General features: G+C 70.1%; 11 protein-coding genes. 6 read left to right on the forward strand and 5 right to left on the reverse strand.

From position 1 onward, the window contains the following. The first annotated feature begins 19 nt into the window (after nucleotides 1-19). Together ABZ833_RS22710 and ABZ833_RS22715 are read left to right on the forward strand one after the other, a co-directional pair. Nucleotides 20-592, forward strand: coding sequence for a TetR/AcrR family transcriptional regulator (locus ABZ833_RS22710; protein WP_361049678.1), 573 nt, complete (start codon nucleotides 20-22; stop codon nucleotides 590-592). 117 nt (nucleotides 593-709) lie between these two features. Further along, a complete protein-coding gene (locus tag ABZ833_RS22715) occupies nucleotides 710-2,956 on the forward strand; it encodes an MMPL family transporter (RefSeq protein ID WP_361049354.1) in 2,247 nt (748 codons plus the stop codon). Nucleotides 2,957-2,977: 21 nt separating this feature from the next. Here the strand turns inward: ABZ833_RS22715 and ABZ833_RS22720 are convergent, their stop codons facing one another. Further along, complete coding sequence (locus ABZ833_RS22720; RefSeq protein WP_361049356.1) at nucleotides 2,978-3,331, reverse strand: SsgA family sporulation/cell division regulator; 354 nt, start codon at nucleotides 3,329-3,331, stop codon at nucleotides 2,978-2,980. 191 nt (nucleotides 3,332-3,522) lie between these two features. Here ABZ833_RS22720 and ABZ833_RS22725 point away from each other — a divergent pair, with 191 nt between their 5' ends. From ABZ833_RS22725 to ABZ833_RS22735, 3 genes are read left to right on the forward strand one after another with little or no spacing between them, the layout of a single operon-like run. Beyond that, nucleotides 3,523-4,584: an energy-coupling factor ABC transporter permease gene (locus ABZ833_RS22725; RefSeq protein WP_361049358.1), complete on the forward strand. Its 1,062-nt coding sequence runs from the start codon at nucleotides 3,523-3,525 to the stop codon at nucleotides 4,582-4,584. A 1-nt stretch (nucleotide 4,585) separates the two neighbouring features. Next, the gene (gene cbiQ / locus ABZ833_RS22730; protein WP_361049360.1) at nucleotides 4,586-5,347 is read left to right on the forward strand and encodes a cobalt ECF transporter T component CbiQ; all 762 of its coding nucleotides are present in this window, start codon (nucleotides 4,586-4,588) and stop codon (nucleotides 5,345-5,347) included. Next, on the forward strand, nucleotides 5,335-6,117 hold the full coding sequence (locus ABZ833_RS22735; RefSeq protein WP_361049362.1) for an ABC transporter ATP-binding protein: 783 nt from the start codon (nucleotides 5,335-5,337) through the stop codon (nucleotides 6,115-6,117). Before cbiQ ends, ABZ833_RS22735 begins: the two co-directional genes overlap by 13 nt. On the opposite strand, the gene ABZ833_RS22740 is transcribed toward ABZ833_RS22735, so the two are convergent. Then, the gene (locus ABZ833_RS22740; RefSeq protein ID WP_361049364.1) at nucleotides 6,118-6,687 is read right to left on the reverse strand and encodes a hypothetical protein; all 570 of its coding nucleotides are present in this window, start codon (nucleotides 6,685-6,687) and stop codon (nucleotides 6,118-6,120) included. A gap of 59 nt (nucleotides 6,688-6,746) precedes the next feature. Next, a complete protein-coding gene (locus ABZ833_RS22745) occupies nucleotides 6,747-11,324 on the reverse strand; it encodes a DUF6531 domain-containing protein (RefSeq protein WP_361049366.1) in 4,578 nt (1,525 codons plus the stop codon). Nucleotides 11,325-11,511: 187 nt separating this feature from the next. Between ABZ833_RS22745 and ABZ833_RS22750 the strand changes: the two genes are divergently transcribed. After that, nucleotides 11,512-12,723 (forward strand): serine hydrolase domain-containing protein, encoded by a 1,212-nt coding sequence (locus ABZ833_RS22750; protein WP_361049368.1) that lies wholly within the window; start codon nucleotides 11,512-11,514, stop codon nucleotides 12,721-12,723. A gap of 90 nt (nucleotides 12,724-12,813) precedes the next feature. On the opposite strand, the gene ABZ833_RS22755 is transcribed toward ABZ833_RS22750, so the two are convergent. Together ABZ833_RS22755 and ABZ833_RS22760 are read right to left on the reverse strand one after the other, a co-directional pair. After that, nucleotides 12,814-13,665 carry a DMT family transporter gene (locus ABZ833_RS22755; protein ID WP_361049370.1) on the reverse strand — a complete coding sequence of 284 codons (852 nt, stop codon included), beginning with the start codon at nucleotides 13,663-13,665 and terminating at the stop codon, nucleotides 12,814-12,816. Further along, complete coding sequence (locus ABZ833_RS22760; RefSeq protein ID WP_361049372.1) at nucleotides 13,662-14,159, reverse strand: YbaK/EbsC family protein; 498 nt, start codon at nucleotides 14,157-14,159, stop codon at nucleotides 13,662-13,664. The genes ABZ833_RS22755 and ABZ833_RS22760 overlap by 4 nt, the downstream gene beginning before the upstream one ends. Nucleotides 14,160-14,186 lie beyond the last annotated feature (27 nt).

Consider the following 14,186-nt stretch of genomic DNA (forward strand, 5'->3'; position numbering starts at 1 on the left):
CATGGCTGAGGCGGCAACGGTGCGGCGCAGCCGGATCACGCCCGAGCGTGAGGCCGAGCTGTATGCGGCCGTGCTCGATCTGCTCCGCGAGGTCGGCTATGAAGCACTGACGATGGACGCCATCGCGGCCCGCACGAAATCCAGCAAGGCCACCCTCTACCGCCAGTGGGGGAGCAAGCCGGAGCTGATCGTCAGGGCGCTGCGGGCCAACAAGCCGGTGTCCATCGAGGACATCGACACCGGGTCCCTCCGCGGTGACCTCCTGGAGTCCGCGAACCGTTCGGACGACTGTCAGATGGAGCGGGACGCCGCGCTGATGCGGAGCCTGTTCCATGCCATTCACGAGAACCCCGAACTCCACCAGGCGCTCAGGCAGTTGCTCATCGAGCCGGAGATCACCGGCCTGAACGAACTGCTGCGCAGGGCCGTGGAGCGCGGCGAAGTGGCCGCGGACAACCCCGCGTTGGGCTACGTCATCCACATGATGGTCGGCGGCTTCGTCGCCCGTGACCTGATCGAGGACCGCACGGTCGACCGTGAGTTCCTCCGTTCCTACATCGACGCCGTGATCCTCCCCGCTCTCGGCGTCTGAACCGGCCCCCTCACGGGGCCACCCTCCCCACCCTCTCCACCTGACGCGACCGCTCACGTCGTCGGGCTGATCCCCCCTGCCCTGTAGACACCACGACCTGACCGGGAGTACGCCCTCGTGGCCACTTTCCTTTACAAACTGGGCCGACTCGCCTTCAGGCGACGGCACTTCGTCGCCCTGATCTGGGTGGCGCTCCTGACGCTCGCCGGAGTCGGCGCCGCGTCCGCGCCCACCGCAGCCTCCAGCTCCTTCTCCATTCCGGGGACGGAGGCCCAGAAGGCCTTCGACCTGCTCGACGAGCGTGTGCCCGAGGCCAAGGCCGACGGCGCGAGCGCCCGTGTCGTCTTCAAGGCGCCGGACGGCGAGAAGGTCACGGACCCGGCCAACAAGGCCGAGATCCAGAAGACCGTCGCCGCCCTCAAGTCCGGTTCGGACGAGGTGGCCAGGGCGGACAGCCCCTTCCGGACCAAGACGGTCAGCAAGGACGGCTCCACCGCGTACGCCTCGGTCTCGTACAAGGTCACCTCGATGGAGCTGACCGACGAGAGCCGTGACGCGCTGGAGAAGACGACCGACCAGGCGCGGGAGTCCGGGCTCACGGTCGAGGTCGGCGGCGACGCGCTGCAGGCCATGCCCGAGACCGGGGCCACCGAGATCATCGGCATCGCGGTCGCGGCCGTCGTCCTCGTCATCACCTTCGGCTCGCTGATCGCGGCGGGTCTTCCGCTGCTCACCGCGCTGATCGGCGTGGGCATCGGTGTCTCCTCGATCACCGCGCTCGCCAGCGCGCTCGACCTGGGGACGACCACCTCCACGCTCGCCATGATGATCGGCCTCGCGGTCGGCATCGACTACGCGCTCTTCATCGTCTCCCGCTACCGCGGCGAGCTCGCCGACGGCAGGGACCGCGAGGACGCGGCCGGCCGCGCCGTGGGGACGGCCGGTTCGGCCGTGGTCTTCGCCGGGCTCACCGTCGTCATCGCGCTGGTCGGCCTCGCCGTGGTGAACATCCCGATGCTCACCAAGATGGGCTTCGCGGCCGCCGGCACGGTGGTCATCGCCGTACTCATCGCCCTCACCCTGATCCCGGCGCTGCTCGGCTACGCGGGCAAGAAGGTCAAGCCCACGGGCGAGAAGAGCAAGGCGCTCGGCGGTGGCAGGAAGAAGGCCGCGGCAGCGGCGGTCGAGGGCGCCAAGCCGAAGGACAACCTCGGCACCCGCTGGGCGCGCTTCGTCGTCCGCCGTCCGCTCACCGTCCTGCTCGTCGGTGTCATCGGCCTGGGCGCCGCGGCGCTGCCCGTCTCCTCCCTCGAACTGGGCCTGCCGGACGACGGCGCACAGCCGACGTCCACGACCCAGCGCAAGGCGTACGACCTGGTCTCCGACGGATTCGGGCCCGGCTTCAACGGCCCGCTGATGACGGTCGCCGACCTCAAGGGTTCCGACGACCCGAAGGCCGCGGCCGGTGAGATCACCAAGACGATCTCCGGACTCGACGACGTCCTCTCGGTCGCCCCGCCGATGATCAACAAGGCGGGCGACACGGCGATCATCAGCGTCGTCCCGTCCTCCAAGCCCAGCGGCATCGAGACCGAGAACCTCGTCCACTCGATCCGCGACGCGGGCGCCGGCATCAAGTCCGACACCGGCGCGAGCGTCATGGTCACCGGCACGACGGCCATGAACATCGACGTCTCGCAGAAGCTGAACGACGCCCTGCTGCCCTACCTGGCACTGGTCGTCGGCCTCGCCTTCCTCCTCCTGATCGTCGTCTTCCGCTCGATCCTGGTCCCGCTCAAGGCGGCGCTCGGCTTCCTGCTCTCGGTCCTCGCGGCCCTGGGCGCGGTCGTCGCGGTCTTCCAGTGGGGCTGGCTCGGCTCGCTCTTCGGCGTCGAGCAGACCGGCCCGATCATGAGCATGATGCCGATCTTCATGGTGGGCGTCGTCTTCGGCCTCGCGATGGACTACGAGGTCTTCCTCGTGACGCGCATGCGCGAGGCGTACGTCCACGGGGAGCGGCCCGGCCAGGCGATCGTGACCGGCTTCCGGCACGGGGCACGCGTGGTCTCGGCGGCCGCCGTGATCATGATGGCCGTCTTCGCGGGGTTCATCGGGTCCAGCGAGCAGATGGTGAAGATGATCGGCTTCGGTCTCGCGATCGCCGTCTTCTTCGACGCGTTCATCGTGCGCATGGCGCTGGTCCCGGCCGTGCTCGCGCTGCTCGGCAAGAAGGCGTGGTGGCTGCCGAAGTGGCTGGACCGCGCGCTGCCGAACGTCGACGTCGAGGGCGAGGGGCTGCGTGACGCCGACGAGGCCGGCACGCAGGGCCCCTCGGACGAGGACCGGGAGCTCGCGCGCGTCTGACCCGCGCGTGTGACCCGCGCGTCAGTGGGGAACGGGGGCGGCCGCGTACGTGCGGCGCAGGAAGCGGATCAGCGCCGAAGCGTCGAACTGCACGACCGCCACCCCCTGCGCGGAGTGGAACTCCATGACCGTCTGGACCCGCCCACAGGGCCAGATGTGCACATCGCCGCTGGTGGTCGGGGCCCGCAGGCCCTGTTCGAGCAGCTGCCGGGCGAAGGTCCATTCATGGGAACCCTCGGGTGAACCAGGGAGGCCGATCCGCACCGCTTGCGGGTCGGCCTCCGGGTCGTACCGGAGGACGGCGGGGACGGTGAGCTGGTCGTCAGGGGAGTCCGTGACGACGTGGGCACGTGCGAACTGCTCTACTGCGGACATCGCGAACTCCTCACCATCACGTGCCTTCTGCCCTCTAATGTCCCATATATTCCGATTCCTGCTCCAAGTGTGACCGGGATAACTGGGTAAGCACCGCTCTTGCAAACCGTTCGCAACAAGGCACTATCATTGAACGGTTCACGAGCGATCCGCTCTGCCTTCCTCTTCCTGTCCTGCCCAGGAGCGCGCGCATGCATGTCCCCGACGGATTCATCAACGCACCCGTCTCCGCCGTCACCGGGGTCATCGCCGCCGGAGCGATAGCCGTCAGCCTCCGTGGCGCACGGCGCGAACTGGACGAACGGACGGCGCCGCTGGCCGGCCTCGTGGCCGCGTTCATCTTCGCGGTGCAGATGCTGAACTTCCCGGTCGCCGCGGGCACCAGCGGACACCTGCTCGGCGGGGCGCTCGCCGCGATACTCGTCGGCCCCTATACGGGCGTCCTGTGCGTGTCCGTCGTCCTGCTCATGCAGGGCGTCCTCTTCGCGGACGGCGGCCTGACCGCGCTCGGCGTGAACATCACGGACATGGCGATCGTCACGACCGTCGTGGCCTATCTCGTCTTCCGCGGCCTGGTGAAGGTGCTCCCGCGCACCCGCCGCTCGATCACCGCCTCCTCCTTCGTCGCCGCGCTGCTCTCCGTGCCCGCCGCCGCGGTCGCCTTCACGTTCCTCTACGCGCTCGGCGGCACCACCGACGTCTCCATCGGCAAGGTCGCCACGGCCATGATCGGCGTGCACGTCCTCATCGGCATCGGCGAGGCCGCCATCACCGCGCTCACCGTCGGCGCCGTCATCGCGGTCAGGCCCGACCTCGTGTACGGCGCCCGCGGCCTGACCCAGAAGCTCAAGCTCCGCGTCGACGGCGAACTGGTCGACGCCCCCGTGGCCGAGGCCCCCGCCCCCGTCGCCGCCCGGTCGCACCGCAAGGTGTGGATCGCGGGCCTGGTCACCTCCCTCGTCCTCGCGGGCTTCGTCAGCTTCTACGCCTCCGCGAACCCCGACGGCCTGGAGAAGGTCGCCCACGACAAGGGCATCGACAAGAAGGCCGAGGAGCACGCCACCTCGGACTCCCCGCTCGCCGACTACGGCGTCAAGGACATCACCGACAGCCGCCTCTCCGGCGGCCTCGCGGGCATCATCGGCGTCGGCGTCACCGTCGTCGCGGGCTCTGCGGTCTTCTGGGCGCTGCGCCGCCGCCGTACGACGGACACGGACCCGGCGTCGACGACGTCGGTCTCCGAGAACGCCTGACATGGGCGCGGGCCACGCCCACCGGCTCTACCGGCACGGCCACTCCCCGGTGCACGCGCTGCCCCCGCACACCAAGCTGGCGGCGGTCTTCTGCTTCGTGGTCGTGGTGGTCTCCACACCGCGCGAGGCGATGTGGGCGTTCGGTCTCTACGCGGTGCTGCTCGGCGCGGTGGCGTACGCGTCCCGCGTCCCGCCCCCCTTCCTCCTGAAGCGGCTGCTCATCGAGGTCCCGTTCGTGGCGTTCGCGGTGCTCATGCCGTTCGTGGCGGAGGGCGAGCGCGTCGACGTACTCGGCATGTCCCTGAGCGTGAACGGCCTCTGGGGCGCCTGGAACGTCCTCGCCAAGGGCACACTCGGCGTCGCGGCGTCCGTGCTGCTCGCCTCCACCACCGAACTGCGCTCGCTGCTGCTCGGCCTCCAGCGGCTGAAGCTGCCGCCGCTGCTCGTCCAGATCGCCTCGTTCATGATCCGGTACGGCGACGTGATCACGGACGAGATGCGCCGCATGAAGATCGCACGCGAGTCGCGCGGCTTCGAGGCGCGGGGCGTACAGCAGTGGGGCGTCCTCGCGAAGTCCGCGGGCGCGCTCTTCATCCGCTCGTACGAGAGGGGCGAGCGGGTGCATCTGGCCATGGTCAGCCGGGGTTACGCCGGTTCGATGCCGGTGATCGACGAGGTGACCGCCTCGCGTGCACAGTGGACGTACGCCTTCGCCCTGCCGGGTGCCGCCCTTGTCGTCTGCCTGCTGGGATGGATGTTGTGACCGCTCAAGCCCCTGTACCCGCCTCCCTGGAGGTCTCCGGCCTCGCCTTCGCCTACCCCGACGGGCACCAGGCGCTCTTCGGCGTCGACATGACGATCGGCCGGGGCGAGCGGGTCGCGCTGCTCGGCCCGAACGGCGCGGGCAAGACGACGCTCGTCCTGCACCTGAACGGCATCCTGACGGGCGGCGCGGGCACGGTCACCGTCGCGGGCCTCCCGGTGGGCAAGAAGCACATGGCGGAGATCAGGCGGAGGGTCGGCATCGTCTTCCAGGATCCCGACGACCAACTCTTCATGCCGACGGTGCGTGAGGACGTGGCGTTCGGCCCGGCGGCGGCAGGGATGCGCGGCCCCGAACTGGAGGCCAGGGTCCACAAGGCGCTGTCGCAGGTGGGCATGGCGGAGTTCGCCGACCGCCCGCCGCACCACCTCTCCTTCGGCCAGCGCAGGCGGGTCGCGGTGGCGACGGTCCTCGCGATGGAGCCGGAGATCCTGGTCCTGGACGAACCGTCCTCGAACCTGGACCCGGCATCGCGCCGCGAACTCGCCGACATCCTGCGGTCGTTGGACGTGACGGTCCTGATGGTCACGCACGACCTGCCGTACGCACTCGAACTCTGCCCCCGGGCCCTGATCCTGAGCGAGGGCGTGATCGCGGCGGACGGGCCGACGGGAGAGCTGCTCGGCGACGAGGACCTGATGGGGGCGCATCGGCTCGAGCTGCCGTTCGGCTTCGACCCGAAGACGGTCAAGGCCCGGACCCCCGGCTAGTCAGAAGCCCCACGGGTTGGGGTGCGGGGTGAGCGCCGGGTCCTCGGACCACACCAGGCGGGCCTCGACGTCGGAGGCGCGGTCACCGAGCAGTTCGGTCAGGCGGTCCACCGCCCAGCCGTTCCAATGGACGCCGCCCGGGAACTGGGGCAGGCGGAACGCGGGCAGATCGGAGGGCACGGCGTCGGGCAGGAAGACCGCCTGCTTGAACTCGCCCGTCGTCTTCTTCGGCTTCGACGACCTCCGCAGGTCCACACAGTCGACGACGCTCTCGACGAGGTAGAGCACGTACTCACCCGGATCGGATGCCTTGGGGTCCGCGCTCACGATGTCGACCGGCAGCAGACGTCCAGCCCTGAGCAGTTCGTCCCGCCACTGATCCGCGACCCGCCTGCTGAGCGCCGGTGCCCCGGGAGTCCCCGACGGGAATTCGGATGCCCGCTCCCGCGGATCCCCGACCCATTCACCGCTGATGGACGTCGGCGCGTCCGCGGGAACGGATCCGTTGATCTGCCAGCGGATCAGGCCGACCAGCGAGCGGTCGTACTGAAGATTCCGCACGGCGGTCATGCGGGGCATCAATCGGTATACGGAAAGCGGCTTCTGGGCGTTCGAAGAGTTCTCAGACATCACGGCGCCGTCGCCGTCCAGAAAGCCCCGCGACCGGGCTGTCCGGTCGCGAGCTCCGACGAGACCTCACGGCCGATGCTCCGGAGTTCGCGCCGCAGTTCCGTACGAATCGCGCGGTCACCGAATCCGCGGGCGAGGCGGTCCGCCTCCACCGCGTGCAGACGGTCGTTGAGACGGGTGAGGAAAGGCCCGCGGTGCGTGTAATTGTGCGGGCTCGGATGCCCGAGCGGGATGCCGTTGGCTGCGTCATTGATATTCACTCCGTATCTGTCCAGAAGGGCACGGCTGCGGACGCCCGGTGCCCAGTGGCCGTGCGTGCCACCCGATGGCACGAGGTGAGCCGCTGCCTCACCACGCGCCGGGCCGCGCCCTTCCCGCCGCATGTTCCTGCGCAGCCGCCGTGCGTTCTGCCGACAGGTCAGAAGACCCAAATAGTCTATCCAACCCAGCGGATTGAGCACATAAGCACGAGGGTTGGGCCCGGCGTCCATTCCGAGCGGGTCCGGGCTGATGTAAAGCGCGGTCGCGGGGTCGTAATGCCGGAAATAGTTGTAGTGGAGCTGGGTCTCGGGGTCGAAATACTGTCCGGGAAAGCGGAGCGGCGTGTAGGCGGCCGCCTCGTCGTTCCACGCGGTGATGCCCCACAGCGTGGCATCGCCGTGCCAGGCGATGTCACCGGATTCGGAGACGAGTTCCGTGGGCGTGCCGACGAGGTCGGTGACGATCGCGAAGAAGCGTTCGTCGATGACCTCCTGCGGGGCATCGGCCGACACCCGGCGTTCCGTCTGCGCCAGGGGGCGTACTCCGTCGCGGTCCCAGGTGAGCGTGACCGCTTCGGGGCCGCCGGCTCCGGTGGAGGCCGTGGTCTGCTCGACGAGGTGCGGCCCGTCCCAGGTGAAGAGCACCTCCTCGACGACCTCCAGGTCCGCCGCGCCCGGATCCGACCCGGCGGCCTGCCCCGCGGCCAGCCGCTGCTTCGCCGTGCGGCGCCCCACCGCGTCGTAGAGGTAACGCCAGACCGTCCCGTCCGGTGTGACCACGGAGGTGAGGCGGTCCTCGGCGTCCCAGCCGTAGCGCCAGATGTCCGGCTTGCGGGAGAGCCGCGTCTTGCGGCGCAGCACCACACGCCCCGCCGCGTCGTACTCGTAGTGCACGGAACCCGCGCCGGTCACGCGGTTGCCGCTGTAGGAGCGCTCGCCGCGCGCCTCCTCGTCCGGCATCCGGTCGGGCCACGAGGCCCGTGTCTGGTTGCCCGCGGCGTCGTAGGCGTAGGACTCCGTCCAGTCGGCGGCGCGGACCGCCGTGACGTGCCCGCTGGTGGCCAGGTCGAAGGTGCGGCGGCCGGTGTCCTGGTCGTCGAGGGCGGTCAGGTTGCCGTCGGGCCGGTAGGTGAAGGACTGCGCCTTCAGCGGCCGTGCGGCGCCCGGCGCCGTCAGGGTCTGCCCGGTGACCCGGTCGCCCGAGTCCCACGTCCGCCCGATCCTGGGTCCTTCGGCACCGAGCCGCCGCGAGGTCTCGCGGCCGAGGGCGTCGTACGAGGACGAGAAGGTGCGGCCCGACGAGGTGAGCGTGGTGCGGTTGCCGACCGCGTCGTACGTGTACGCCGTGGTGACACCCGACGGCGTGGTGCGCACCGTCGGGCGGCCCGCCGCGTCGTAGGCGATGCGCAGTGCGCGCTCGTCGACGGCCTCGCCCGTGATGCGCCCGCTGCGGTCGTACCGGTAGGTGAGCGTCGCGTCCGGGCCCGCGGCCCGCAGGAGGCGGCCCGCGGCGTCGTTGGAGTAGGTGGTCGTCCTGCCGTCGACGGTCTTCGAGAGCGGTGAGCCCACGCTGTCGTACGTCAGGGAGATGACCTGCCCGAGCGGGTTGGTCCGGCTCGTCAGGCGGCCGACCGCGTCATAGGTGTACGCGAGCGTACGTCCGTCGAAATCGGTCTCCGACGCGAGCCTGCCGGCGGCGTCGAACTCGTAGTCCCAGGTGAGGCCGTGGGGGTTGGTGACCCTGGTGAGCCGCAGCTCGGTGTCGTGCGTGAACTCGTGGCGCACGCCGTCCGCCGTGGTGCGCGACGCGAGCAGGCCGAAGGGGGCGTACGAGAAGCGGGTGACGCGGCCCACGGCGTCGGTGTGACTGAGCCGGTTGTCCTCGTCGTCGTACGTCCACGACTCGGTGGCGCCGTCCGGGTCCGTCCTGCTCGCGAGGTGGCCCTCGACCGTCCACGCCAGCGTCGTGGTGGCGTCCATCGGGTCGGTGGCCTCGACTGCCCGGCCGAACGGGTCGTAGACGACGCGGGTGACCGCGCCCAGCGGGTCCGTCTCCGAAACCGGCAGCCCTGCCGCGTTGTTGACGAATCGCTGGGTGGCGCCGGTCGCGTCGGTCACCGAGGTCACGGCGCCCGTCCCGTCGTGCGTGAACAGGGTGGTGGCCCCATCGGGCACGGTGACCGAGACGCAGTTGCCGCGCTCGTCGTACTCCTGCCGCCAGACCGCGCCGTCCTGGGCCGTCTCCTCCACCGGCAGGTTCAGGGAGTTGTAGCGGGCGGACGTGTGGGTGCCGTCCGGCAGGTGGACGGCCGTCCGGTTGCCGGAGGCGTCCCACTCCATGCGCGTGGTGTGGCCCAACGCGTCGGTGGCAGCCAGGAGTTGGTCGCGCCGGTCCCACTCCATGACCGAGGTGTTGCCCAGCGGGTCCGTCTCGGCGACGAGCTGGCAGGCGTCGTTGAACCGGTAGGCCGTGGCATGGCCAAGGGAGTTGACGGCAGTCGTCGTCCGTGTCCGGTCGGCTCCATCCGCGTAGGAGAAGGCGTAGTTGAGGACTCCTTCCATGCCGTACGTCGCGGTGCACCGACCTGCGGCGTCGAATTCGTAGCGGTACCAGGTGCCGTTCCGGTCCTCCCACCCGGTGACGCGGTGCGCGTCGTCGTAGGACAGCCGCTGCGGTCGCTCCGACGACGTGTAGATCTCCACGAGGTCGCCGTGCTCGTCGTATCCGTAGCGCATCAGCGTGGGCCGGTCCGGATGACTGGCCAGGGTGAGGGCGACGACGCGGCTGTTCTCGCAGGTCACCGCGATGCGGTAGCCGCCGTGGTGGGCGATCTCCTGCGGCAGGCCCGCGGCGTCGTACGTGAAGGCGATCGTGTTGCCGTTGCGGTCGCTGATCTCGGCGAGGGGCAGGGCGGTGGGCGGCTGCCCCGGCAACGGCCGGAAGCGCAGTGTCGTGCCGGTCTCCGGCTGGTGCACCGTGAGCTCGCCGCCCGGGGCTCCATCCCAGCTCAGGGGCCAGACCGGACCTTCGAGGGGCGGCTCGGCACCGGCTCCGGCCACCGGAACGGGGTAGTGCAGGATCATCCCGTCGTCCGTGGCGAACTGCACGCCTGTCTCATCGAGTGACAGCCGCTGATCGAGGGTGGAGGTCCAGCTGGGGCCCATGAAAAGGCCACTGCGCACGCTGCTGCGGTGACTGCGCTGGAAGACCAGCGGAAGTTCGCCGGGCAGCTCGATGTCGGTCGCGGCCATCACCATCTCACCGGTGGCCATGTCGACCGGGTCGCCGCAGGTGAAGAGCTTCTTCATCTGCCGCCCCATGGACTTGAGCCCGCCCTTGAGACCCATCCTCATGCCCTTGAGGCCCTTGGCGAGGCCGCGGAGGGAGGTGAGGCCCTTCATGCCGGGGATGCAGTCGAGGGCGGCGAAGGCGACGTCCCATAGGGAGGCTTCGCCGTTGGCGTATTTGTTGAGGGTGTCGGCGAGGACGACGAGGGCGGCGATGAGGACGATGGCGCCGAGGATGGGCCCGCCGATGATCATGGCGATGATGCCGAGTACGGCGACGACGACTTTGCAGACGGCGACGATGGTGTCCCAGTTGTCGGTGACCCAGTCCCCGACTTCCTCCCACCACTTGCGGTTCTGGATACCCGCGTCGGAGGCGTCTTCGAGTTTCTTCTTCGCGGTCCCGGCGGCGTCCTCGCGCATCTTGCGCGCGTCCTCGGCCATCTTCTTCGCGGCATCGAGGTTGCTCTTCGCCGCCGAGACGTCGGACTTGGCCGCCGTCTGGGCTTTTTCGGCGGAGTTGGCGTTGCGGGTGGCGGCCTTGACCTTGTCCGGGTCCGGCTTGGGGACGTCCTTGCCGGAGTCCTTGTCGTCCTTGTACTTGTCGGCTTCCTTGCCCGCCTTGTCCATCCACGAGTCCGCGGAGGTCAGCCGGGTCTGCGCGGAGGACAAGTCACCTTGTGCTTCGCGGCCCTTGACCAGGGCCTTGTCGGCGAGGGCCTGGGCGCGCTCCAGCTCGGGCCAGTAGGTGGAGAGGGCGTCGCCGGCCATCTCGTAGCTCTTCTTGAGCTTCTTCAGCTTGCCCGGCGCGTCCTCGAACTCCGCCGTGAAGGACTCCGCCGTCTTGCCCGCCCAGGTGAGGATCGCGTCCTCGCCCGCCATCCCCTTGATGTCGCGGAGGACTTTCGACACATCGTCGGCGAAGTCATGCAGATTCTTCGCCAGGTTCCGAACCCGGTCCGGATCACCGGGAGTCGGGTCCTTGTCCAAGTCAAGGACATGCCAATCCGCCGGACGATTGCCCCCCATGTATTGCCCCCCGACACCTTCGTGCGCCCCTGACTACGAGGGTGAGAGGTTACTGGCTGCGGTCAGAGCGAGGGAAGGGGCGTGTGGTTGCCCGGGGTGCGGAGGGGCTCCGTTTCGGTTTCGATCTGAAGGGCCGTTGGGGCGCTCGGTGGGGAATCGATGGGTGGGCGCGACTGTTCGCCTTGCTATGAGTGACGGTGTGGAGGCGGGTATGGGCGCGGACGTGGACGCGGAGTCGGGTGGTGCCGTGCAGGGCACGGTGGCTGCCGGATTCGAGCCGGTTCGTGATGCTTTCGTTCGCAACTTTGGTGAGCTGGGGGAGCGGGGAGCCGCTGTCACCGTCTATCGCGACGGGCGCAAGGTCGTGGATCTGTGGGGCGGCACCGAGTCGTTCGACGGGGGCGGGGCCTGGGAGCGCGGGACCGCGCAGGTCGTGCGCTCGGCCACCAAGGGTGTGGCCGCCGCTGTCCTGCTCCTCCTCCACCAGCGCGGAGAGCTGGACCTGGACGCGCCCGTCGGGTCCTACTGGCCGGAGTTCAAGGCGGCGGGCAAGGAGGGGGCGCTGGTCCGCGATGTGCTCGCGCACCGGGCGGGGGTGCCCGCCCTCGACCGTCCGCTGACGCCCGCGGAAGCGGCCGACGCCGACTTCGCCGCCGCGGCGGTCGCGGCCCAGGCCCCGTTCTGGGAGCCGGGCACGGACCACGGCTACCACGCGCAGACGTACAGCTGGCTGACCGGGGAGTTGGTGCGGCGCGTGACGGGGCGGTCCATCGGGGAGTGGGTGGCCTCGGAGATCGCCGGGCCGCTCGGCCTCGACCTGTGGATCGGGCTTCCGGAAGGGGAGGCGGGGCGGGTCGGGCGGATCGGGCGCATTTCGGCGCCGGTGGCTCCGGGCGGCCTCAAGATCCGTCCCCGGCGGAATGTCGCCGAGGCCTACGCGGACCCCGACTCCCTGACCCAGCGGGCCTTCGGGGCGATCACCCCGTCACCGGATGAGAACGACCCGGCGTACCGGGCCGCGGTTCTGCCCGCGTCCAACGGCATCGCGACGGCCTCGTCACTGGCGCGGTTCTACGCCTCGCTGATCGGTGAAGTCGACGGTGGGGTGCGGTTGTTCACTCCGGAGACGGTGGCGTTGGCGCGGGGTGAGGTGTCCGTGGGGGCGGATCGGGTTCTGGTGGTGAAGACGCGCTTCGGGCCCGGCTACATGTTGCACGGGGGTGCGTCGCCCCTGCTGGGCAGCGGGTCGTTCGGTCACCCCGGGCGCGGGGGTGCGCTGGGCTTCGCCGATCCGGAGTCGGGGGTGGGGTTCGGTTACGTGACCAACGGGATGAACAAGGGGGTTACGGCGGATCCGCGGGCTCAGGGGTTGGTGCGGGCCCTGCGGGGGCTGTTGTAGGGGCTTTGTCCCCAACCCCGCCCCTTCCCGGCGGAGCCGCCAACAGATGCAGCCGGGAAGGGGCGGGGTTGGGGAAAAGGGAAAATGCCCCTACCCCGCATGCAACATCAACCCGATCCCCGCCACCATCAACCCCGCAGCCACAAGCCTCGGCGCCCCGAACTTCTCCTTGAAGAAGATCGCCCCTATCGCCGCGCCCACGATGATCGAGGACTCCCGCAGCGCCGAGATCGGCGCCAGGTCCGCCTTCGTCTGGGCCCACAGGACCAGGCCGTACGCCGCCACGGAAAGCGCCGCCCCCAGCAGCCCCACCGCCGCGAACGGCCGCAACCGGCCCACCAGTTCGCCGCGCCAGCGGTACGCCGCGTACAGCGGGATGGCGAGGCCCTCCAGGATCATCAGCCACGCGATGTAGCCCATGGAGGAGCCGGAGGCTCGGACGCCGAGACCGTCCACCACCGTGTACGCCGCGATCGAGACACCCGTGGCCAGCGCCGCGCCGATCGCCGCCCAGTCGGGGCGGCGGCCCGATCCTCGTATGCCCCAGAGCGCCAGCCCCGTCAGGCCCGCGCAGGAGACCGCGACTCCCGCCGCCTGCCAGCCGTCCGGCACCTCGCCCGCGAAGACCGCGGCCAGGACGGTGACCACCAGGGGCGCCGTGCCGCGCGCGATCGGGTACGCCTGGCCGAAGTCGCCCAGCTTGAACGACTTCATGAGCAGGGCGTAGTAGCCGATGTGTATGAGTGCCGACACCACCAGGTACGGCCATGCCCCGGCCGCCGGTATCGCCGCGAACGGGGCGATCAGCAGGCCGATCAGCAGGCCGCCGCCGGAGATGAGGGTGAAGCCGACCAGCTTGTCGGTGATGTGGTGCGCGATCGCGTTCCAGCTCGCGTGCGTGACGGCGGCCAGCAGGACCGCCGCCGTGACCAGGGGCGTCACTTGGCGAGCTCGCGCACGTCCACCAGGGTGCCGTTCGCGTGGTGGATCAGGTCCTTGGGCGCCATGGGGAAGACCGCGTAGGGAGTGCCCGCCGCCGCCCACACCACGTCGTGGTCGAGCAGGGAGCGGTCCGCGAGGACCCGCGTCTTCGTCACGTGCCCGAAGGGAGGTACGCCGCCGATCGCGTAACCGGTGGTCTCCCGGACGACGTCCGCCTTCGCGCGCGTCACCTTTGCCGCGCACAGCTCCCACCGCACGAGCTCCAGATCGACCCGCGAGGCCCCGTCCATCAGGACCAGGACCGGCACCCCGTCCGCGGCGAAGATCAGCGACTTGCAGATCTGGCTCAGCTCGCAGCCGATGGCCGTCGCGGCCTCCTGGGCGGTGCGCGTCGCCTCCGGGAAGCGGCGGACCTCGCCGACGAGTCCGGCGAGGCCGAGCTCGCTCAGGGCGGCGGCGAAGCGGGGGTGGGCGGGGGACTCTGTAGCGCTCATGCCCGGCACGCTAGCGGTCCGTGTACC

This window comes from Streptomyces sp. NPDC047525 (assembly GCF_040643025.1).
Taxonomy (GTDB): Bacteria; Actinomycetota; Actinomycetes; order Streptomycetales; family Streptomycetaceae; genus Streptomyces; species Streptomyces durmitorensis.

Excerpts from the sequence above, each read along its gene's own strand:
- ABZ833_RS22735 (WP_361049362.1), top strand. The coding sequence starts at position 5,335 with ATGGATGTTGTGACCGCTCAAGCCCCTGTACCCGCCTCCCTGGAGGTC.
- ABZ833_RS22745 (WP_361049366.1), bottom strand. The coding sequence starts at position 11,324 with ATGGGGGGCAATCGTCCGGCGGATTGGCATGTCCTTGACTTGGACAAG.
- cbiQ (WP_361049360.1), top strand. The coding sequence starts at position 4,586 with ATGGGCGCGGGCCACGCCCACCGGCTCTACCGGCACGGCCACTCCCCG.
- ABZ833_RS22750 (WP_361049368.1), top strand. The coding sequence starts at position 11,512 with ATGAGTGACGGTGTGGAGGCGGGTATGGGCGCGGACGTGGACGCGGAG.
- ABZ833_RS22740 (WP_361049364.1), bottom strand. The coding sequence starts at position 6,687 with ATGACCGCCGTGCGGAATCTTCAGTACGACCGCTCGCTGGTCGGCCTG.
- ABZ833_RS22720 (WP_361049356.1), bottom strand. The coding sequence starts at position 3,331 with ATGTCCGCAGTAGAGCAGTTCGCACGTGCCCACGTCGTCACGGACTCC.
- ABZ833_RS22725 (WP_361049358.1), top strand. The coding sequence starts at position 3,523 with ATGCATGTCCCCGACGGATTCATCAACGCACCCGTCTCCGCCGTCACC.
- ABZ833_RS22760 (WP_361049372.1), bottom strand. The coding sequence starts at position 14,159 with ATGAGCGCTACAGAGTCCCCCGCCCACCCCCGCTTCGCCGCCGCCCTG.